This is a genomic window from Micromonospora endophytica (genome assembly GCF_003236305.1).
GTDB lineage: Bacteria > Actinomycetota > Actinomycetes > Mycobacteriales > Micromonosporaceae > Micromonospora > Micromonospora endophytica.
The window spans coordinates 13,602-33,260 of record NZ_POTX01000016.1; the positions used below are offsets into that span (position 1 = coordinate 13,602).

At 71.7% G+C, this 19,659-nt stretch carries 16 protein-coding genes and 3 pseudogenes; 8 read left to right on the plus strand and 11 right to left on the minus strand.

Features of this window, described 5'->3' with window-relative positions; all coding sequences use genetic code 11:
* Positions 1-389 precede the first annotated feature (389 nt).
* The 3 genes and pseudogenes from C1I93_RS32245 to C1I93_RS04205 all read left to right on the plus strand — a co-directional run bounded on the left by C1I93_RS32245 (position 390) and on the right by C1I93_RS04205 (position 2,124).
* Positions 390-692 carry a S1 domain-containing protein gene (locus C1I93_RS32245; RefSeq protein WP_223256225.1) on the plus strand — a complete coding sequence of 101 codons (303 nt, stop codon included), beginning with the start codon at positions 390-392 and terminating at the stop codon, positions 690-692.
* A gap of 441 nt (positions 693-1,133) precedes the next feature.
* Positions 1,134-1,278: pseudogene (locus C1I93_RS04200) on the plus strand (cell division protein DivIVA); the annotation flags it as partial.
* 243 nt (positions 1,279-1,521) lie between these two features.
* Positions 1,522-2,124, plus strand: a pseudogene (locus C1I93_RS04205) (DUF4291 domain-containing protein).
* A gap of 318 nt (positions 2,125-2,442) precedes the next feature.
* On the opposite strand, the gene C1I93_RS04210 reads toward C1I93_RS04205, so the two are convergent.
* Positions 2,443-2,823 carry a VOC family protein gene (locus C1I93_RS04210; protein ID WP_111241905.1) on the minus strand — a complete coding sequence of 127 codons (381 nt, stop codon included), beginning with the start codon at positions 2,821-2,823 and terminating at the stop codon, positions 2,443-2,445.
* A gap of 82 nt (positions 2,824-2,905) precedes the next feature.
* On the opposite strand from C1I93_RS04210, the gene C1I93_RS04215 reads away from it, so the two are divergent.
* A complete protein-coding gene (locus C1I93_RS04215) occupies positions 2,906-3,805 on the plus strand; it encodes a 5'-3' exonuclease (RefSeq protein ID WP_111241877.1) in 900 nt (299 codons plus the stop codon).
* Here the strand turns inward: C1I93_RS04215 and C1I93_RS04220 are convergent.
* The 4 genes from C1I93_RS04220 to C1I93_RS04235 form a co-directional block, all read right to left on the minus strand.
* Positions 3,802-4,479 carry a hypothetical protein gene (locus C1I93_RS04220; RefSeq protein WP_223256223.1) on the minus strand — a complete coding sequence of 226 codons (678 nt, stop codon included), beginning with the start codon at positions 4,477-4,479 and terminating at the stop codon, positions 3,802-3,804. The two genes, C1I93_RS04215 and C1I93_RS04220, sit on opposite strands and share 4 nt — an antisense overlap.
* 140 nt (positions 4,480-4,619) lie before the next feature.
* Positions 4,620-5,432: a sugar phosphate isomerase/epimerase family protein gene (locus tag C1I93_RS04225; protein ID WP_111241878.1), complete on the minus strand. Its 813-nt coding sequence runs from the start codon at positions 5,430-5,432 to the stop codon at positions 4,620-4,622.
* Positions 5,429-6,583, minus strand: coding sequence for a dihydrodipicolinate synthase family protein (locus C1I93_RS04230; protein ID WP_111241879.1), 1,155 nt, complete (start codon positions 6,581-6,583; stop codon positions 5,429-5,431). The genes C1I93_RS04225 and C1I93_RS04230 overlap by 4 nt, the downstream gene beginning before the upstream one ends.
* A complete protein-coding gene (locus C1I93_RS04235) occupies positions 6,580-7,731 on the minus strand; it encodes a Gfo/Idh/MocA family protein (protein ID WP_111241880.1) in 1,152 nt (383 codons plus the stop codon). The genes C1I93_RS04230 and C1I93_RS04235 overlap by 4 nt, the downstream gene beginning before the upstream one ends.
* A gap of 362 nt (positions 7,732-8,093) precedes the next feature.
* On the opposite strand from C1I93_RS04235, the gene C1I93_RS04240 reads away from it, so the two are divergent.
* Positions 8,094-9,116, plus strand: a complete 1,023-nt coding sequence (locus tag C1I93_RS04240) for a LacI family DNA-binding transcriptional regulator (protein WP_111241881.1) — start codon at positions 8,094-8,096, stop codon at positions 9,114-9,116.
* A gap of 34 nt (positions 9,117-9,150) precedes the next feature.
* Here the strand turns inward: C1I93_RS04240 and C1I93_RS04245 are convergent, their stop codons facing one another.
* Positions 9,151-9,801, minus strand: a complete 651-nt coding sequence (locus C1I93_RS04245; protein WP_258378258.1) for an Atu4866 domain-containing protein — start codon at positions 9,799-9,801, stop codon at positions 9,151-9,153.
* A gap of 132 nt (positions 9,802-9,933) precedes the next feature.
* On the opposite strand from C1I93_RS04245, the gene C1I93_RS04250 reads away from it, so the two are divergent.
* Positions 9,934-10,938, plus strand: a complete 1,005-nt coding sequence (locus tag C1I93_RS04250) for a phosphotransferase family protein (RefSeq protein WP_111241882.1) — start codon at positions 9,934-9,936, stop codon at positions 10,936-10,938.
* Positions 10,939-11,023: 85 nt separating this feature from the next.
* Here the strand turns inward: C1I93_RS04250 and C1I93_RS04255 are convergent, their stop codons facing one another.
* The 5 genes from C1I93_RS04255 to C1I93_RS04275 all read right to left on the minus strand — a co-directional run bounded on the left by C1I93_RS04255 (position 11,024) and on the right by C1I93_RS04275 (position 17,454).
* Positions 11,024-12,820, minus strand: coding sequence for an IucA/IucC family protein (locus tag C1I93_RS04255; RefSeq protein ID WP_420811704.1), 1,797 nt, complete (start codon positions 12,818-12,820; stop codon positions 11,024-11,026).
* Positions 12,813-13,439 carry a GNAT family N-acetyltransferase gene (locus tag C1I93_RS04260; protein WP_111241884.1) on the minus strand — a complete coding sequence of 209 codons (627 nt, stop codon included), beginning with the start codon at positions 13,437-13,439 and terminating at the stop codon, positions 12,813-12,815. Before C1I93_RS04260 ends, C1I93_RS04255 begins: the two co-directional genes overlap by 8 nt.
* Positions 13,436-14,716, minus strand: a complete 1,281-nt coding sequence (locus C1I93_RS04265; RefSeq protein ID WP_111241885.1) for a lysine N(6)-hydroxylase/L-ornithine N(5)-oxygenase family protein — start codon at positions 14,714-14,716, stop codon at positions 13,436-13,438. The genes C1I93_RS04260 and C1I93_RS04265 overlap by 4 nt, the downstream gene beginning before the upstream one ends.
* Positions 14,717-14,752: 36 nt before the next feature.
* Complete coding sequence (locus C1I93_RS04270) at positions 14,753-16,285, minus strand: pyridoxal phosphate-dependent decarboxylase family protein (protein ID WP_111241886.1); 1,533 nt, start codon at positions 16,283-16,285, stop codon at positions 14,753-14,755.
* Between the two features lie 137 nt (positions 16,286-16,422).
* Positions 16,423-17,454: an ABC transporter substrate-binding protein gene (locus C1I93_RS04275; protein WP_111241887.1), complete on the minus strand. Its 1,032-nt coding sequence runs from the start codon at positions 17,452-17,454 to the stop codon at positions 16,423-16,425.
* A 69-nt stretch (positions 17,455-17,523) separates the two neighbouring features.
* On the opposite strand from C1I93_RS04275, the pseudogene C1I93_RS04280 reads away from it, so the two are divergent.
* Together C1I93_RS04280 and C1I93_RS04285 are read left to right on the plus strand one after the other, a co-directional pair.
* A pseudogene (locus C1I93_RS04280) lies at positions 17,524-18,611 on the plus strand (FecCD family ABC transporter permease).
* On the plus strand, positions 18,608-19,630 hold the full coding sequence (locus tag C1I93_RS04285; protein ID WP_111241889.1) for a FecCD family ABC transporter permease: 1,023 nt from the start codon (positions 18,608-18,610) through the stop codon (positions 19,628-19,630). Before C1I93_RS04280 ends, C1I93_RS04285 begins: the two are co-directional and overlap by 4 nt.
* Positions 19,631-19,659 lie beyond the last annotated feature (29 nt).

Below are 19,659 nucleotides of genomic sequence, written 5' to 3' on the forward strand. Positions count from 1 at the left end.
ACGCCACCCTGGCGCAGCGCTTGCTCGACCAGATCTCGCCCACCCTGCCGGTCACCGGGGCCCAGATCGCGTCGTCGCAATGGCCGCCACCGAAGTCTTCCCGTCCTGCAGCGCCTTCGGTGTCGTTCTCCAGCCCCGGTGTCGTCGACGGACCGGCTGATCAGCCGACCCGACCCCGCAGTCCTGGATCTGCGGGTAGCGGTCGGCGACCCGGCTCTCGACGAACTGGCAGGTGAAACTGCAGTCCCAGCCTTTCAGCAACCGCCAGGCTGCTCGCCGCAGCCGTCGGCTACGACGCGAGCTGCGAACCCAACTCTCGCCGCCATCATCGGCTGAACTTCGTCCTCCTGTCCGGCTGCGCAGGCCACGTGTCGCCCATACTTCTGTTCATGAATGAATACTCATGGCCAGTGGATGGCGAGCGACTTGCCGAACGGGCATCTGCTCGATGGACGATCACGGTCACCGCGTTGCCCGAGGGTAGTACGGTGACCGGCCACGTCATCGGCCGCCAACCTTTCGGCGTATTCGTAGAGATTGCTGGCGTGCCGGACGTAGTGGGCTTGGCGGAGATTACGGCGATGCCGCACGGCGTCCCGCTTCCCCTCGTGGGTACCGTGGTGCGCGGAACCGTGATCGGTCACACTCCGCACAACCACCAGATCAGACTACGTCTCGTCGACCAGGACTGAAGCGCCGACGCCAGGGGTGCAGGTTCGCCCGCTACACGGCAGATCCGGATGGTCGGCTGGACCTCGTGCTCGATTGATGGGCATCCTTTTGTTCCCATGTCTCGTCGCTGATCGGACTGGGGGTTGACTCGGGTGTCACGCTGGATCCGGGAGCCGGATTGCACTCGCGGAGGACTCATGCGCAATGCGGCTACGAGAGCCGCCGTCCCCTTCGTGGCCGGGCTGGGCATCGGCGCTGCGGTCAGTCCGTCCCTCGGGCCGGTCGCCCTCTGGTCCGGCATAGTGGTCGCCGCGATCGGCGTCGCGTTCTCGGTAGTGGGTACGAGGGAATCCAATCTCGTTGGGGACGGCCTGGACGACCGCGATGAGGACTCCCGGATCGCCGGCGACCCGACGAACGTAGGAACAGCGGACGTCGCGGAACCACGACGGCGCAACCGGCAACGGCCCACCCTCAGCGGCATGGGCACTCGGGTGGAACAAATCCTCAAGCTCGCCGAGGAGCAGGCCAATGACCACCGCACCACCGCCCGACGCGAAGCCGACGGGATCCTAACCGCCGCCCGGCGGGAAGCGGACGCGATCCTGAACCGGGCACACGACCAGGCAGCCGGGATTACCGGCGCTCGCCAGGATCTCTCTCCGGCGCCGTTCACCGGGACACCGTCACCTGACGATGGTTCGCGCCCTCACGTCTGAAGAAGCGGAGCCACGGTCAGACCCCCATCGTCAGGATCGACGAGCGGCGCCTACGCCACCTTCGGTGACAAGCGCTTCGCGGCAAATGCGAATCCCGCCGTACGTGTAGTTCGGCTTGGCGCTCGCGTGGATGCGAAATCTCGGTGGAACGGTCGAGTGCCGGCCTGTTCCCGCCCGTCAGATCCGCGCCCGCTACTCGTCCGACACCATCACCGTGTACCAGGGCGTATCCCCCGCAAATCGCATTGCCGGCGGTGGCAGCCGGCCGCTTCGTAGCCCCCTTCAGCCGGGACAGGAACGCGTCCTGTCCATCGACATCACGCGGGAGGGATTTGAGTGGTCGCTGGCGCGAGGCTGCCTGAGCCACTACGACCGAGACCTGCACGGCGACAAGGCGACCTGGTCACGGCATCTTAAGAGCAGCCCGGTCCGAGTGCAGTGGGATCCGGAACGGTCCCTGCATCTGACGGCGTTGCCGTACCGGTCACTGCAGGTCGGGTTGTCCCGCGAGGCTGTGGACCGGTACGTCGACGACTGGGTTGTCACCATCACCGACATCACCCCCATGGTGCAGCAGGTCCGAGAACTCCTGCGAGGCGACAACGAACAGGCGACAACAGCTCAACTTCCTGTCGAGCACGTCTACCCGCTGCCGGATCAGATCGGTACCGGCCTCAACGCCAGCCCCGACCTCGCCCACGGCAAAGCGCCCGAGCAATCACACGGACAGTGACGGCCGCTCGCAGGCCGACACGTCCTGGTAGCGGCAGATCCCGCGCACGGCCGGCAGGTGGCCCATGGTTGGGGTGCCGGGCCCTGTCGAGCTGAACCGTTTGCGCTATCACGCAGCCACCCGCCCCGCCGCCCGCCGCCTGGGAACCCGGACCCTGATCCGTCTGCGCCATCAGCTCGACAGCGTCCACACACCCCCAGACACACCTGCCACAGCGGACCGAACGCCACACCGCCATAAGCCCCACCCCGAGCACCGTTTCGGCGCGATGGCGGTATCCCACCCACCCGGACCGCCATCGCGCCGAAACGGAGTCGATCAATCGATCAGCCAGAGGCAGAACGGGTGGCCGTCCGGGTCGAGGCAGACCCGTACGTCGTCCTGCGGTTGGTAATCGGCCAGGGTGGCGCCACAGGCCAGCGCGTGGTCGACGGCGGCGGACAGGTCCTCGACGCCGATCTCCAGGTGCATCGACATCTGCTGCCGGCCGGGCTCGGCCGGCCAGGTCGGTCGGACGTACGCCCGCTCCCGCTGGAAGGACAGCCCCACCCCGCCGTCGGCATTGCGCAGGATGACGTCGTCGGGCTGCTCGACCTCGATCTCCCAGCCGAGCAGCCGGCGGTAGAAGCGGGCCAGCGCGGCCGGGTCCGGGGTGTCCAGGTTGACCTGGGTCAGCTTCAGGCCGGTGGGCGGGGTCATCACATCCTCCTGGTCGTGGCGGGCGCGCCGAACGTCGGTGGGGTGTGCCAGGCTGTCGGGCGTGGCACCGCAGACCCCGATCATGCTCATCGACGCGCCCAGTCTCTACTTCCGGGCCTACTTCGGCATCCCCGAGTCGGCCGCGAAGACCGCCGACGGCCAGCCGGTCAACGCCGTACGCGGCTTCCTCGACATGCTCGCCCACCTGGTCCGCACCCGGCGGCCGGGCCGGATGGTGTGCGCGATGGACCACGACTGGCGGCCGGACTGGCGGGTCGCGTTGCTGCCGTCGTACAAGGCGCACCGGGTGGCGCCGGAGGGCGGCGAGGTGGTGCCGGACACCCTCACCCCGCAGGTGCCGATGCTGCTCGACGTGCTCGACGCGGTGGGCGTCACCGTGGTCGGCGCGGCCGGCTACGAGGCCGACGACGTGCTCGGCACCCTCTCGGTCACCCAGCCCGGCCCGGTGGAGGTGGTCTCCGGCGACCGCGACCTGTTCCAGTTGATCGACGACGCTCGCGGGGTGCGGCTGCTCTACGTGGGACGGGGCGTGGCCAAGCTGGAGGACTGCGACGACGCCGCGGTCCGGGCCCGCTACGGCGTGCCGGCCGACCGGTACGCCGAGTTCGCCGCGCTGCGTGGCGACCCCAGCGACGGGTTGCCGGGGGTGGCCGGCGTCGGGGAGAAGACCGCCGCCCGACTGGTCGACAGGTACGGCGACATCGCCGGCATCCTGGCCGCCCTGGACGACCCCGGCTCCGGTTTCGCGCCCGGGCTGCGTACCAAAATCGCCGCCGCCCGCGACTATCTCGCGGTGGCGCCGAAGGTGGTCCGGGTCGCGCTGGACGTGCCGCTGCCGGCGCTGCCCACCGAGCTGCCGGTGGCGCCGGCCGACCCGGATCGGCTCCTCGACCTGGCCGAGCGGTGGAACCTGGCCGGCTCCACCCGCCGCCTGGTCGACGCCCTCGCCACCCGCGGCTAGCGCTGCTCGCGGGCTGAGCCGGTGAGGTTCGCCCGCACCAGCGGCGCCTCCGGGACGAGGAAACAGACCAGCAGCTTGAGGTAGAAGAACAGCGGAAACCAGGCGTACGCCGCAGCCACCGGCAGCCAGGTCAGGTTGATCAGCACCGCGGCCAGATAGAGCGCCACCGCGAGCAGCCGCTTCACCTCGACCGCTGCGAACTCGATCACGACCGCCGCCGCCACCAGTAACGCCGCGTTCGCCACCAGCCAGGCGAGGTCGGCTCCGGCCGCCGGGAGCAGCGCCACCACCACCGGGTACGCCAGGTGCGCCGCAACGAAACCGAGCCGTGGGTTGCGCCGGCCGGGCCGGTGGTACCACCGCTTGGCCGGGTTCGTTGCGTTTGTCAGCACTCCCCCGACGAGGTCCACGGCGATCACCGCGGTCACGACGACCTCGACAACCGACCAGTTCTCGCCACCGGCCTGCCGGATCACGTACGCCGCCAGCAGCGCCAGCACCAGCAGATGTGCCGCGGTTTCGGTCAGGTTCTCCCGCCGGCTGCGCCCAGGCCCGAAGAACCGGTCCACCGCGCCGGCGAGCCCCGGCCGCGGCTGCGGGATCCGCCAGTCGACGCGCACCCCGGGCGGGCTGCCCGCCTCGACGCCCTCCGCCTCGATCGTCTGCCCCGTCAACCGGCTCGCCTCCCCGTACCCGCCGCGCCCACCTGACGCCATCGTTCCATATACGGAACGGCGTTGTCAGGTGGGCGCGGGGCGCGGCGTTAGCAGGGGGCCCCTTTACTACACGAGGCGTTAATAGGGGGCCCCTCCTTTCATGCGACTTCGCGGAGGTAGCCGTCGATGGAGGCGGCGAGCACCTCTGCGCCGGGGCGGGCCCAGACGTCGGCGTTGAAGACCTCCACCTCGATCGGGCCGGTGTAGCCGGCCGCGTCCACCGCCTCGCGCAGCCGACGCAACTCGATGCAGCCCTCGCCGGGCAGTGCCCGACCGAGCAGCACGCCCTCCGGCAGCGGCGTGATCCAGTCGCAGACCTGGAACGAGGCGATCCACTCCCCCGCGCGGGCGATCTGGGCGTACACGGTGTCGTCCCACCACACGTGGTAGGCGTCCACCACCACACCGACCACGCTGGGATCGAAGCGTTCGGCGATGTCGAGGGCCTGACCGAGGGTGGCGATGACGCACCGGTCGGCGCTGAACATCGGGTGCAGCGGTTCGATCGCCAGGGTCACCCCGGCGGCTTCGGCGTGCGGTGCCAACTCGGCGATGGCGTCGGCGACCCGGGCCCGGGCACCGTCGATGTCCTTGCTGCCGGCCGGCAGTCCGCCGGAGACCAGCACCAGCACCGGCGCGCCGAGGGTGGCGGCCTCGTCGATGGCCCGCAGGTTCTGGTCCCGCCAGTCGTCGGCGGTGAAGAAGCCGCCCCGGCACAGGGTGGTCACCGCCAGCCCGGCGTCACGCACCAGCTTGGCCGCGCGGGTCAGACCGTACTCGGCGACCGGTTCCCGCCACAGGCCGATGCCCGGCACGCCGACGGCGACGCAACCGGCCACCACGTCGGGCAACGGCCAGTGCTGTGCGGTGGCCTGGTTGAAGGAGAACCGGTGTAGCGCCTGGCCGGTCACTGGGTCACCCCCGCGACGGTGAAGAACGCCCGGGCCCGGGCCGCCGCCAGCTCGGCGTCGGGCAGCAGACCGGCCGCGTCGGCCAGGGTGAGCAGGGTGGCCAGGTGCGCCGGTGACCGGCCGGACTGCAGGCCGCCCACCATGGTGAAGTGGTCCTGGTGGCCGGCGAGCCAGGCGAGGAAGACGATGCCGGTCTTGTAGTACCAGGTGGGGGCGGCGAACAGGTGCCGGGCCAGCGGCACGGTGGGCGCGAAGATCTCGTCGTAGGCGGCCAGGTCGTCCCGGTCCAGGGCGGCCAGCGCCGCCGAGGCGGCCGGCGCGATGGCGGCGAAGACCCCCAGCAGCGCGTCGGAGTGACCCTGCTCGTCACCCCGGATCAGCTCCGGATAGTTGAAGTCGTCGCCGGTGTAGAGGCGTACGTCGGCCGGCAGTCGGCGGCGCAACGCCACCTCCCGCCCGGCGTCGAGCAGCGACATCTTGATGCCGTCCACCCGGGACGCGTGGTTCTTGATCAGCTCGACCACGGTGTCGGCGGCCAGGTCCAGGTCGGTGCTGCCCCAGTAGCCGGTGAGCGCCGGGTCGAACATCGGCCCGAGCCAGTGCAGCACCACCGGCCGGTCGGCGGCGGTCAGCAGTTCGTCGTACACCCGCAGGTAGTCCTCGGGGACGCGGGCGGCGGCCGCCAGGTGGCGGCTGCACATCAGCACCGGCACCGCCCCGGCGGCCTGCACGTCGTCGAGCTGCTCCCGGTAGGCGGCGGTGACCTCGGGGAGGCTGGCCGGACCGGCCGGGAGCTGGTCGGTGGTGACGCCGGCGACGATCCGGCCGCCGGCCGCCCGCGCCTCCGCGGCGCTGCGCCGGATCAGCTCCCGGGTGGCCGAGTAGTCCAGACCCATGCCGCGCTGCGCGGTGTCCATCGCCTCGGCCACCCCGAGGCCGTACGACCACAGGTGGTGGCGGAAGGCGAGGGTGCGGTCCCAGTCGAGGGTGGCCGGGGTGCCCGGGGTGTTGTCGGCCTGCGGGTCGGCCACCACGTGCGCGGCCGCGTACGCGATGCGGCTGCGCGGCGGACCGTCGGGGCGGGGATATCCAGCGCCGCCGGTCAGCCGAAGCCGACGACCGTCGGGCAGGGTCACCTCGGTGCCGGTCACAGCGCCAGCTCCGGCACCTCGACGCGGCGGCCCTCGCGGGCCGAGACCAGACCCAGCTCGGCCAGCTGCACGCCGCGGGCACCGGCCAGGAAGTCCCACCGGAACTCCTCGCCGGTCGCGACGTGCCGCAGGAACGCCTCCCACTGCACCTTGAAACCGTTGTCGAAGTCCTCGTTGTCCGGCACCTCGGTCCACTGCGAACGGAAGTCCTCCGTCACCGGCAGGTCCGGGTTCCACACCGGCTTCGGGGTGACCGCCCGGTGCTGCACCCGGCAGCGGCGTAGCCCGGCCACCGCGCTGCCCTCGGTGCCGTCGACCTGGAACTCGACGAGTTCGTCGCGGAACACCCGCACCGCCCAGGAGGAGTTGAGCTGGGCGATGACGCCTCCGGCCAGCTCGAAGACCCCGTACGCGGCGTCGTCGGCGGTGGCCTGGTAGGGCCGGCCGGCCTCGTCGACCCGACGCGGGATGTGCGTGGCGATGGTCGCGGAGACCGTCCGCACCTCGCCGAAGAGTTCCGCCAGCACGTAGTGCCAGTGCGGGAACATGTCCACCACGATGCCGCCGCCGTCCTCGGCACGGTAGTTCCACGACGGACGCTGGGCGGGCTGCCAGTCACCCTCGAAGACCCAGTAGCCGAACTCGCCACGCACCGACAGCACCTGACCGAAGAAACCGCCGTCGAGCAGCCGCTTGAGCTTGCGCAAGCCGGGCAGGAAGAGCTTGTCCTGCACCACGCCGGTGCGTACGCCAGCGGCGCGGGCGGCCCGCGCCAGATCCAGGGCGGCGGCGGTGTCCTCGGCGAGGGGCTTCTCGGTGTAGATGTGCTTGCCTGCCTCGATGGCCTGCCGGATCGCCTTCTCCCGCTGCTGGGTGACCTGCGCGTCGAAGTAGATCTCGACGTCGTCGCGGGCCAGCGCGGCGCTCAGGTCGGTGGTCCAGTCGTCCAGGCCGTGCCGTTCGGCGATCTCGCGCAGCTTGGCCTCGCTGCGCCCGACCAGGACCAGGTGCGGCCATGCGGTGGTGCCGTCGGCCAGCGGCACTCCGCCGGATTCCCGGATGGCCAGCAGGGAGCGCACCAGATGTTGCCGGTAGCCCATCCGGCCGGTGACGCCGTTCACGATGATGCCTATCGACCTGCGGGTCATGGGGGGTCCTTCCCGTCGCACACGCTCAGGTAAGCGCTTTCCTGGCCAGCCTAAGCCGCCCACCCACCGCCGAGCAAGACCGAAGGAGGGGCCCCCTGCTAACGCCTCGTGCATAGGAAGGGCCCCCTCTTAACACCTAGCTCGCAGCTCGCAGCGACCTTGTGCTTGCGTTGGGCATATGTAACTTTTGCGCTTCTTGTGCGATAGAAATCGCACGATCGGCGATGACGGGTGAGCCGCCGAGAGGCACTCGACCTGCGGTGTTGTGCGGCGCGTACCACGGATCAGGCAGAGGCGCTCACTGCGGTACGGTGACGCTGGCCGTCGTGCGTGCGGCCGGCGCGGCACGGGAGGGGGCGGGAGTGGCGACGCTGTCCGATGTGGCCCGGCGGGCAGGGGTCTCCCCCGCCACGGCATCCCGCGTGATCAACGGCAGCAGCAAGCCGGTCACCGACGAACTGCGCGAACGGGTGCTCCAGGCCGTCGCCGAGTTGCAGTACGTGCCCAACGCCCACGCCCAACTGCTGGCCCGCTCGCATCGCGGCGCCGTCGGCGTCATCGTGCACGACGTCTCCGACCCGTACTTCTCCGAGATCACCCGGGGCCTGCAACGGGTCGCCACCGACGAGGGCCGACTGTTGATGATCTGCAACAGCTACCGCGACCCGGAACGGGAGCTGGAGTACGTCGAGCTGCTGCGCGGCCACCAGGTCGCGGCGATCATCCTGGCCGGCTCCGGCTACCACGACGCCGAGTTCACCCGGCTGCTCAACGGCAAGCTGACCGCGTACGAGGCCACCGGCGGGCGGGTGGCGGTGATCGGCCGCCACGAACACTCCGGCGACGCGGTGATGCCCGACAATCGCGCCGGCGCCCGGCTGCTCGGGGAGGAGATCTGCCGGCTCGGGCACGAACGGATCGCTGTGGTGGCCGGGCCACGGGTGTTGACCACCACCACGGACCGGCTCACCGGGTTGCGGGAGGCGTTCGCCGCGCACGGCCGGGACCTGCCGGAACACCGCATCCGGTACGCGGAGTTCGACCGTGACAGCGGCGCCACCGCCACCGCCGCCCTGCTCGACGGGGAGCCCGAGCTGACCGCGATCGCGGCGTTGAACGACTCGATGGCCATCGGCGCGCTGTCCCTGCTGCGAGCACGCGGAATCCCCGTGCCCGACCAGCTCAGCGTCTTCGGTTTCGACGACATGCCGGTGGCCCGCGACGTCACTCCCGCACTGACCACCGTCCGGCTGCCCCTGGTCGAGATGGGTGCCCGGGCGATGGCACTGGCGCTGGACCCGGGGGCGGCCCGTCCCCGGGTGGAGCCGCTCGCCGCCGAACTGGTCCGCCGCGACAGCTCCGGTCCCGCTCCGGCGGCCAGGTGAATCGGTCCGCTCCCGCGGCACGAAGACGAGATGGTCAGGGCAGTTCGATGCGGTCGATCAGCTCCCCTCCGGCGACCATGTCCAGGAGGGTGTAGCAGCGCACCACCTTGCCACTCTCCAACTGCCTGACCCAGCAGTACTCGTTGTGGTGGCGGACGCCGCCGATCGCCGTCGGGTCGCCCTCGAAACGGATGGGCGCGATGGCGCCGTCAGCTCTCGCTTCCCGGTGCGCGTCGCTGCCCTCCCGGTAGAAGAGGTATCCCCCGTGGTGCAGGATGTCCCCGTCGAAGGTGCCGTCGGCGCTGAAGCCGGTGTCGTCGTCGTACTCGATCCGGGTCCCGGTGATTCGGTAGGAGCCCGTGTAGGCGCTTTCGCGCTCGCCACGGGCCTCGTCGTAGCGGCCGTTGGGCAGCAGCATCTGCCGGATGTGGCCATCGGCCGTCACCCACATCCCGACGTACGGATGAGGCGACACGTCAGCGGTCGGCGCCGGTGACGTCGGGATGTGCAGGGCGGTGGCGGGCGGCGAGGGCCGTCGGCCGTCCTGCCCCGTGCCGTCAGCGGCGGGGTTCTCGCCGCCCGGCCCACCGGAGCATGCGCCGAGAAGCACGACGAGGCACGCCCCGCTGAGCATCGAACCGAGATAGGGCCGCACGGGTAATCTGTTCCGTCTCGAAATCGCCATGCCGAAAACGCTAGGGCCGCCCGTCGGGGCGCAGCCAGGTCGCGGTACTCCTGGGATAGCCGCGCCCTGCCAGCACCAATCGGCCCGGAACAGGGTCGGACGGCCGAAGGGCGCGTTGCGTACCGTGACCGGATGGCGTCGATCAGCCCCACCCAGCGGGCCCTCTCCCCCGACGACACGGCGGAATATCTGCGTGCCTCGTTCGGCCGCGACCGCCGGGTGGCCGACTGCGCTGCGCTGGGCGGCGGTGGTTTCGCCGCCGTGTGGTGGGCGCGCCTCGACAACGGTCGGCAGGTGGTCCTCAAGGTCGCGCCACCGCCCACGGCGCGGCTGCTGCGCTACGAGACGGATCTGCTCGCCGCCGAGGCCCGCTACTTCCGGCTGGTCGCCGCGCACGCGCCGCAGGTGCCGGTGCCGCCCGTGCTGCATCACGGCCGCGATCCGCGCCTCGGCGAATGGCTGGTCACCGGCCGGCTGCCCGGCCGGGCCCTGCCCGACCTGGACGACGCCGACGACCTCGCCCGCTACGACTTCGGCGCCGCGATGGCCACCCTGCACCGGATCACCGGCGACCGGTTCGGCTACGACGCCGGACGTACCGGCGGCGCCACCTGGTCGACCGCGTTCGCGGCGATCATCGAGGACCTGCTCGCCGACGCCGCCGACTGGGACATCACCCTTCCCGCGCCGCCGCAGCGGTTCCGGGCGCTGGTGGCCCGGCACGCCGATCTGCTCGACGAGATACGCCGGCCGGCCCTGCTGCACTTCGACGGCTGGGACGGCAACGTGCTGGCCGCGCCCGACGGCACCGGGGCGTACCGGATGTGCGGGCTGGTCGACGGCGAACGGTTCCTCTACGGCGACCCGCTGCTGGACCTGGTCTCCCCGCTGCTGTTCCGCCGCGCGGAGGAGGAGCCGGAGCATCCGTTCCTGCGCGGCTACGCCGACGCCGTCGGCACGCCGCTGGTCTTCGACGAGGGGGTACGCCGACGGTTGGCGCTGTACCGGATGCACCTGCACCTGCTGATGACGGTGGAGATGCCCAGCCGGGGCATCACCCCGGCCAACGACCCCGGCCGGCACGCCCGGCTGGCCGAGTTGCTGGAGCGCGACCTCGCCGACCTCGCCGCGGGCTGACCGGCCACCCGCACCCCGGGCCAGGCCCTCCGGGCGGGCGGCCGTCGCTCGCCGGGCAGGCGACCGGCGGCCAGCCCGGGTCGGGTCAGGACGGTGCGAAGCGGGCGATCGGGTTGGCCAGGGCACCGACGAGTTGCAGCGCGGCGGAGGGGTCGGCCAGGTCGACCATCTGCTGGTTGTCGCGCAGTTGCAGCCGGTTGAGGCAGGAGAGCGCGAACTCGGGGGCGAACAGGTCGTAGCGGGCCAGCCGGTCGGCCAGGTGGGGCACCTGGGCGGCGTACTCGGTGGCGCAGTCGGCGACCGCGCGCCAGAAGGTCTCCTCGTCGGCGACGCCGTGGGCGACCAGGAGCGGGCCGAGGAAGCGGAAGAAGCAGTCGAAGACGTCGGTGAAGATGGAGAGCAGCTTCATCTCCTCCGGCACCTCGGCCCGGATCCGCGCGACGGCCGGCGGCAGCGGCGCGTCGGCGTCCATCACCACGATCTCCTCGGCGATGTCCTTGAAGATCACCCGCTGCACGGCCCCGTCCCGCAGCACCAGGATGACGTTCTCGCCGTGCGGCATGAACGCCAGGTCGTAGGCGTAGAAAGCGTGCAGCAGCGGAGTGAGGTAGGCGTGCAGGTAGCGGCGCAGCCACTGCGCCGGCGCCAGCCCGGAGGCGGCGATCAGCTCGGCGACGAAGGCCCGGCCGTCGGCGTCGACGTGCAGCAGCGACGCCATGGTGGCCAGCCGCTCGCCGGGGGCCAGGCCGGGCACCGGGCTCTCCCGCCACAGCGCGGCGAGCATCTTCCGGTACGGCGAGTAGCGGTCGGTGGCCGCCTCGTACTGCCGGTGCCGGTAACCGACGGCGGCCCGCTCCCGGATGATGGTCAGCCCGGTGGCCTGGAACACCTCGTCGCCGGCGATCAGCTCGGCGAGCCAGTCGTTGATGGCCGGGGTGGCTTCCATGTACGCCGCGGAGAGCCCCCGCATGAAGCCCATGTTCAGCACCGACAGCGCGGTCTTGACGTAGTGCCGCTGCGGCGCGTCGACGTTGAAGAAGGTGCGGATGGACTGCTGGGCGAGGTACTCGTCGGGCCCTTCGCCGAGGCAGACCAGCCTGCGGGTGGCCAGCTCACCGGCGAAGGTGACGGCCAGCTTGTTCCACCACTGCCAGGGGTGCACCGGGATGAGCAGGTGATCGGCCAGGTCCAGGTCGAGTGCGGCCATGGTCGCGGCGAACCGGGCCAGGGTCGCCTCGTCCAGCTCGGCCCGGAGCAGACCGTCGTAGTCGAGGTCGGCGGAGCAGGTGAAGGTCGCGTGGTCGCGGTGCGCGGCGAGCCAGATCAGGCGTACCGGTCGGGCGGCTTCCGGGGCGTGGCGGTGGTACTCGTCGACGCCGAAGCCGAGGCGGCCGTTGTTGGCCACGAAGCAGGGATGCCCCTCGGTCATCGACGTCTCGATGGTCTGGAAGTCGGCCTCGACCAGCTTCGCCGCGCTCGGCAACGGACGATCCAGCTTGTACGCGATGCCGGCCAGAGTGGAGGTGATCTCCTCCAGGTAGACCGGCAGGATCCGGTCGGTGAGGCCGAGCGTGGTGCGCAGGTCGAGGCAGAGGTCGACGGCGTCCAGGGGCAGCGCCTCGTCGCCCCGGTGACGGGTGATGCTGGTCGGGTCGATGTCCCAGTGCTCCAGGGTCAGCACCCGGGCGGCGAAGCGGTATCGCACGTCGCCGGAGTCGCTTGTCACCGCGTACCACAGTCGGCCGGCGGCATCGGCGGCCGGCCCGTCCGGTTCTGGGGTGAGCAGCCGCTCGTGCGCGAACTCGGCCAGGGCCTTGCGCACCAACGCCCGGTTGGCCCGCGCCCAGGTTTCCGGCCGCAGGTGGGCGACCAGGTCAGGCATGCTCACGGTGATTCTCCTTGACGACGGTGGCGGCGGTGGTGCCCGTGGCGGTGCCGCCGGTGGCGGTGGCGGCGAGGAACCGCGGCCGGGTGCAGATGCTCAGCAGAGCCATCTTCTCCGGCTTGGTGATCGGACCGATCACCTCGAAGCCGACCGCCGCGTTGAGCGCCTGCACCGCGGTGTTGCGGATGTCCGGCTCGACCACCACCCGCTCGGTGCGGGGGTCGGCGAAGAGCCACGACAGCACCGTGGTGATCACGGCGCGGGTGAAGCCGTGCACCGGGACCTCCGGCGGGGCGCAGAGGAAGTGCATGCCCACGTCGCCGGGGCGCGCCTCGTAGAGTCCGACCAGCTCGACGTGGGCCGGGTCGTACCGTTCGGCGAGGAAGGCCGGCGCGTCGCGCCACAGGCCGAGGAAGGCGTCGTGGTGCGGGTGCGCGGCGATCCGCCGGTACTCCTCGACGACCCCGTCCAGGTCGGCCTCCTGCATCAGCCAGAACGCCGACCTGGGGTGGGTCACCCAGCGGTGCAGCAGCGGCGCGTCGGCGACCGGATCGAGCGTACGCAGGGCGAACTCGCCGAGTCGGGGGTCGACCCGGGTGTGCACGAGCGACGTCACGCCGGCACCCCGAACTCCTGGAAGGTGATCGACTTCTCGATCGGGTACGCCTCCCGGCCGAGCAGTTCCCGGATGATCCAGGCGTTGCGGTACGGGCCCATGCCGAGGTCGGGTGAGGTGATGCTGTGCGTGTGGGTGCCGCCGTTCTGGAGGAAGATGCCGCGCCCGCTCACGTCGACGCTGTAGTTGCGGGCCACGTCGAGCCGGCCGTGACCGTCGAAGCGCAGCCGATCCCGGATCGGGTCGAGGAAGCTCGGCAGCCGGTAACGGTAGCCGGTGGCCAGCACCAGCCCTTCGGTGTCCAGGGTGAAGTCGCGTTCCTGCTCGACGTGGCGCAACCCCAGGGTGTGCACGCCGGTGGCCTCGTCGTACGTGACGGCGGTCAGTTCGGTGTTGGTGAGCAGGCGGGTGGGTGCCGGGCCGTCGATGCTGCGGGCGTAGAGCAGGTCGTAGATGTCGTTGACCAGGTCGGCGGAGATGCCCTTGAACAGCCCTTTCTGCTCGGCTTCGAGCCGGTAGCGGGTGGGCTCGGGCAGGGCGTGGAAGTAGTCCACGTAGTCCGGTGAGGTCATCTCCAGGGTCAGTTTGGTGTATTCCAGCGGGAAGAAGCGCGGCGAGCGGGTCACCCAGTTCAGCTGGTAGCCGTGCGCGTCGATGTCGGTGAGCAGGTCGTGGTAGATCTCGGCGGCGCTCTGCCCGCTGCCGAGCACGGTGATGCTCCGCTTGGCCTTGAGCGCCGCGCGGTGTTCCAGGTAACGCGAGTTGTGCACGGCGTCGGAGTCCAGCCCGGCGCAGGCGGCGGGCAGGTGCGGCGGGGTGCCGGTGCCGAGCACCAGGTGCCGGGCCCGGTGGGTGACGGTGGTGCCGCCGGCGGTGGCGGTGACAACGTAAAGATCGTCGGCCGGGTCGTACTCGACGGCTGTCACCTGGTGGCCGAAGCGCAGGTGGGGCAGCTTCGCGGCGGCCCAGCGGCAGTACGCGTCGTACTCGGCGCGCAGCGGGAAGAAGCTCTCCCGGATGTAGAAGGGGTAGAGCCGGCCGATCTCCTTGAGGTAGGCGAGGAAGGAGTACGGCGAGGTGGGATCGGCCAGGGTGACCAGGTCGGCCAGGAACGGGGTCTGCAACCGGGACGACTCCAGCAGCATGCCGGGATGCCAGGAGACGTCGTCGCGGGCCTCCAGGAACAGCCCGTCGAGTTCGGCGAGCGGTGCGGTCAGGCAGGCCAGGCCGAGGTTGTACGGGCCCAGGCCGATCCCGATGAAGTCGTGGCTGTCCATCCGGCCCTCCAGGCTCGGGTTCGTCGGCGACACCGCTCAGCCCACCGGGCAGGTCAGCTCGGCGGAGCGCGCGGCGGCGTGGGTGTGCGCGTACCGGCCGGCGTGCTCGGCGATCAGGTCGAGCACACCTGCCACGTCCTCGACGGTGGTGGCCGGGTTGAGCACTGTGAACTTGAGGTGTTGCCGGCCGTCGACCCGGGTGCCGGCGACCACGGCCAGGCCGGAGGCGGCCAGCGCCTCCCGGGCGTGCAGGTTCGCCGCGTCGGCCAGCTCCGCCGGGGTGCCGGCGGGCCGCCAGCGGAACACCACGGTGCTCAGCGGCGAGCGGGTGAGCACCTCGAAGCGGGGATCGGCGGCAGCCAGTTCCCACGCCTGCGCGGCCCGGTCGCAGACCTCGTCGAAGAGTTCGCCCACCGCGTCCGGGCCCATCACCCGCAGGGTCAGCCAGAGCTTGAGCGCGTCGAAGCGGCGGGTGGTCTGCAGGCTCTTGTCGACCTGGTTGGGGATGCGCGCGGCCACCATCCGGGCCGGGTTGAGGTAGTCGGCGTGCCAGGTGGCGTGCCGCAGCGTACGCCGGTCGCGGACCAGCACGGCACTGGAGCTGACCGGCTGGAAGAAGGACTTGTGGTAGTCGACTGTCACCGAGTCGGCCCGCTCGATGCCGTCGAGCAGGTGCCGGCGGGTCGGTGAGACGAGCAACCCGCAGCCGTACGCGGCGTCCACGTGCAGCCACGTCCCGGCGGTGGCGCACACCTCGGCGATCTCGTCGAGCGGGTCTATGGTGCCGAAGTCGGTGGTGCCGGCGGTGGCCACCACCGCCAGCACCGGCAGCCCGTCGCGGCGGCAGCGGGCGAGTTCGTGGCGGACCGCGCCGGCACGCATCCGCCGGTCCGGGCCGGTCTGCACCACCACCACCGCGTCCGGGGCCAGGCCGAGCAGCTTGGCTGCCTTCTGCACGCTGAAGTGACCGGCGGCCGAGGTGACGATCCGCAGCCGGGGCAGCAGGATCCGCCGGTCGGTCGGGGTCGCTCCGGCCAGCGCCTCCTCCCGGGCCAGCAGCAGGGCGTGCAGGTTGGACTGGGTGCCGCCGCTGGTGAACACGCCGTCGGCGGCGGGGCCGAGGCCGATCCGGGCGGCGGTCCAGTCGATCAGACGCCGTTCGATGAGGGTGCCGCCGGCGCTCTGGTCCCAGGTGTCCAGAGAGGAGTTGACCGCGCTGAGCACCGCCTCGCCGACCAGTGCGGGGATGACCACCGGGCAGTTGAGGTGGGCCAGGTAACGCGGGTGGTGGAAGTAGACCGCGTCGCGCAGGTAGACCTGCTCCAGTTCGTCGAGGGCGGCGGCGGTGTCGGGCAGCGGCCGGTCCAGGTCGACCGCGTCCACGAGCGGGGCCACCTGGTCCGGACGTACGCCGGTGAACGGGCCGGTCACCTCGGTCACCCGCCGGGCCACCCGGTCGACGCCGGCCGCCACCGCGGCGCGGTAGTCGTCAACTGTGCCCTCGTTGAACAGGTGGCTCCGGGCGGTTGTCGGCCGGGTCGGTGAAGTGGTGTGCACCGGCAGGGTCATGCGTGTCCTCCACGCTCGGCGGATCGGTTTTCGGGCAGCCGGAACCGGCAGCCGGCACGGCACGAGGCGGCTGCTGCGGTCGGTACGGATGACGGGGCGGCGGCCGGCGGGCTGGGCGCGCCGGCCGCCCGTGCGGGTCAGGTCAGTTTCCGGGCGCCCTGGATGGCCTTGGCAAGGTTCTCCAGCAGCGGGGCGGCGCCGGCGTAGGAGAAGCGGGGCACGGCGTCCCACGGCGTGACCTGACCGGCCTGCACGGCGGGCAGTTGCTTCCAGGTGGGTTTGGCGGCCAGGTCGGGCGGTTGCAGGGCCGTGCTGCGGTTGTCGAGCAGGATCAGGTCGGCCGGGAACCTGTCGGCGTTCTCCCAGCTCAGGGCCTCGAAGTAGTCGCCGGCCTCCAGCTTGGTGGGCACCACGATGTCGACGCCGAGTTCGGCGAAGAACATCAGGTCGGTGCTGACCTTCGGGTTGGAGACGTAGAACAGGTCCGGGCTGCCGGAGGCGGCCAGCACCTTGATGCCCGGGTTGGCCTTGACCGCTTGGCGCACCGCCTCCGCGGCGGCCTCGAAGCGGGCCTTGGCGTCGGTGACCTTGGCCGCCGACAGGTCGGCGCCGAGGGACGCGGCGAGTTCGGCGTACCGCGCGATGGGCGTGGTCATCGGCACCCGGGCGGTGGTGATGGTGACCACCGGCGCGAGCGGCAGGATCTTGTCCTTGCTCTCGTCCGGCACGTACCAGTAGGCACCCGGGTCGTACATGTGGGTGACGAGCAGTTCCGGACGCAGCGCGGCGTACTTCTCGACGCTGAACTCGCCCCAGACGTTGCCGAGGATCTCGACGCGCTTCACGTCCAGGTCACCGGCCTGCGCCTCGGCGCTGCCGTCGGCCTTTGTGGTCTCCCCGAAGACGCCCACCAGCTCCGGACCGAGTCCGTAATCGACAAGTGCGGCAGCCGCACCGGTGAACGCCACCACCCGGGCTGGGCGGGCGTCGGCGGTGACCGTCTCGGGGCGGTCGTCGGTAAACGACCAGGGACCGGATTCGTTGCTGGAGCCGGGTTCCGCGGTGTCGTCCCGGCCGCAGCCGGCGAGCACGGCGGCGAGGGCAGCGGCACCGCCGGCAGCGAGCAGCCCCCGGCGGGAGAGGCGGCGTACGGGAACGGGATCAATCATGGTGTCGTCTTTCGATCAAGGATCCGGGGGCCATGGACAGTCGCGGTTAGGCTAACCTAACCTAACCTCCTGTCAAGTCCCGCTCGGCGTTTCGCACCACATTGGAGTTCACACTGTCCGTCATCGAGTCACCACCGGCCGATACGCCGACCCGGTCCCCTCGTCGACAACGCGCCGCGTACCGTGGCGCCGGTCTCGCCCTCGCCGCCCTGGCCCTGATCGCCGTCGCGGTGCTCAGCATCGCCGTGGGCGCCAAGGCGATCCCGCTGCCGCAGGTGTGGCAGGCGCTCACCGACCGCGACGCCGCCGAATACGCCGTGGTGCACGAGATGCGGCTGCCCCGGACGCTGCTCGGCCTACTCGCCGGCACCGCACTCGGGGTGGCCGGCGCGGCGATGCAGGCACTGACCCGCAACCCGCTCGCCGACCCCGGGCTGCTCGGCATCAACGCGGGCGCCGCCGCCGCGATCGCCACCGCCGCGCTGCTGTTCGGCGTCGGCGGCGGCACCGGCCAGGTCTGGTTCGCGCTGGCCGGCGCGGCGCTGGTGACGGTCGCGGTGTACGCCGTCGGCGGCGGACGCACCGCCACCCCGGCCCGGCTGGCGCTGGCCGGCGCGGCGCTCAACGCGGCCCTCTACTCCTACGTCAGCGCGGTGATGCTGCTCGACTCGGCCAGCCTGGAGCGGCTGCGGTTCTGGACCGTCGGCTCGCTGGCCAGCGCCGACGACGCGACGGTGCGACGGGTGCTGCCGTTCATCCTGGTCGGGCTGCTGGCCGCGCTGCTCGCCGCCCGCCCACTCAACGCGCTGGCCCTCGGTGACGACACCGCCCAGGCGCTGGGTGCCCGTCCCGCGCTGATCCGGGCGGGAGTGATCGTCGCCATCACCCTGCTCTGCGGCGCGGCCACCGCCGCCTGCGGGCCGATCGTCTTCGTCGGGCTGCTGGTGCCACACCTGGTGCGTACCCTCACCGGGCCGGACCTGCGCTGGCTGCTGCCGTACTGCGCGCTGCTCGCCCCGGTGCTGCTGCTCGGCGCCGATGTGCTCGGCCGGGTGCTGGGCCGGCCGGGCGAGTTGCAGGTGGGCCTGCTCACCGCCGTGCTCGGCGGCCCGCTGTTCCTCTGGTTGGTGACCCGGACGAGGACGAACCGCCCATGATCGTCATCCGTACCCCCGGTGGTGTGTCGCTCCGGTTGCGTCCCCGCTCCCTCGTCGTCGGGGCGACCGCCGCGCTGCTCGCCCTCGCGGTGGGCGTGCTCGCTGTCGGTCACGGCGACTACCCGATGTCGCCGGCCGACGTGCTGCGCACCCTGACCGGCGGCGGCAGTCCCGCCGAGGAGTTCATCGTCACCGAGCTGCGGCTGCCCCGGCTGGTCACCGGGCTGGCCGTCGGCGCCGCGCTCGGCCTGGCCGGCGCGGTGTTCCAGGCCCTGGTCCGCAACCCGCTGGGCAGCCCCGACGTGCTCGGTTTCACCCAGGGCGCGGCGACCGGCGCGCTGGTCGTGGTGGTCCTCGGCGGCAGCAGCGCCACGCTGGCCGGCGCCGCCGCGCTCGGCGGCATCGGCACCGGTCTGCTGATCTACCTGATCGCCTGGCGGCGCGGGGTGCACGGCTACCGGCTGGTGCTCGTCGGCATCGGCATGTGGGCCATCCTCAGCGGCGTCAACGGCTACCTGCTGACCCGCGCGCCGCTGATGGAAGCGGCGCGGGCCGTGCTCTGGCTCACCGGCAGCCTCGACGGCCGGGACTGGTCGCACGCCGGTCCGTTGCTGGCCGCCCTCGCGGTGACGGTGCCGGTGCTGCTCGCGGCCGGTCCGGCGCTGCGGATGACCGAACTGGGCGACGACGCGGCGAGTGCGCTCGGCGTGTCCGTGCCACGGCTGCGCCTGCTCCTGCTCGCCGCGGCGGTGCTGCTGGTCTCCCTCGCGGCGGCCGCCGCCGGTCCGGTGTCGTTCGTCGCGCTCACCGCCCCGCACCTGGCCCGGCGGCTGACCCGCGCGCCCGGCACCAACCTGCTGCCGGCCGCGATCGTCGGCGCGCTGATCGTCGTCACCGCCGACCAGGTGGCGCTGCGCGTCTTCCCCAGCCAACTGCCGGTCGGCGTGGTGACCGGGGTGCTGGGCGGCGGCTACCTGGTCTGGCTGCTGGCCACCGAACGCCGGGCCGGTCGACTGTGACCGGCCCGGCCGGCGGACCGGCGAAGACC

Bases quoted from the DNA above. Each gene is read 5' to 3' on its own strand.
- C1I93_RS32245 (WP_223256225.1), top strand. From the start codon at position 390: ATGAATGAATACTCATGGCCAGTGGATGGCGAGCGACTTGCCGAACGG.
- C1I93_RS04210 (WP_111241905.1), bottom strand. From the start codon at position 2,823: ATGACCCCGCCCACCGGCCTGAAGCTGACCCAGGTCAACCTGGACACC.
- C1I93_RS04215 (WP_111241877.1), top strand. From the start codon at position 2,906: ATGCTCATCGACGCGCCCAGTCTCTACTTCCGGGCCTACTTCGGCATC.
- C1I93_RS04235 (WP_111241880.1), bottom strand. From the start codon at position 7,731: ATGACCCGCAGGTCGATAGGCATCATCGTGAACGGCGTCACCGGCCGG.
- C1I93_RS04245 (WP_258378258.1), bottom strand. From the start codon at position 9,801: ATGGCGATTTCGAGACGGAACAGATTACCCGTGCGGCCCTATCTCGGT.
- C1I93_RS04250 (WP_111241882.1), top strand. From the start codon at position 9,934: ATGGCGTCGATCAGCCCCACCCAGCGGGCCCTCTCCCCCGACGACACG.
- C1I93_RS04255 (WP_420811704.1), bottom strand. From the start codon at position 12,820: ATGCCTGACCTGGTCGCCCACCTGCGGCCGGAAACCTGGGCGCGGGCC.
- C1I93_RS04265 (WP_111241885.1), bottom strand. From the start codon at position 14,716: ATGGACAGCCACGACTTCATCGGGATCGGCCTGGGCCCGTACAACCTC.
- C1I93_RS04270 (WP_111241886.1), bottom strand. From the start codon at position 16,285: ATGACCCTGCCGGTGCACACCACTTCACCGACCCGGCCGACAACCGCC.
- C1I93_RS04275 (WP_111241887.1), bottom strand. From the start codon at position 17,454: ATGATTGATCCCGTTCCCGTACGCCGCCTCTCCCGCCGGGGGCTGCTC.
- C1I93_RS04285 (WP_111241889.1), top strand. From the start codon at position 18,608: ATGATCGTCATCCGTACCCCCGGTGGTGTGTCGCTCCGGTTGCGTCCC.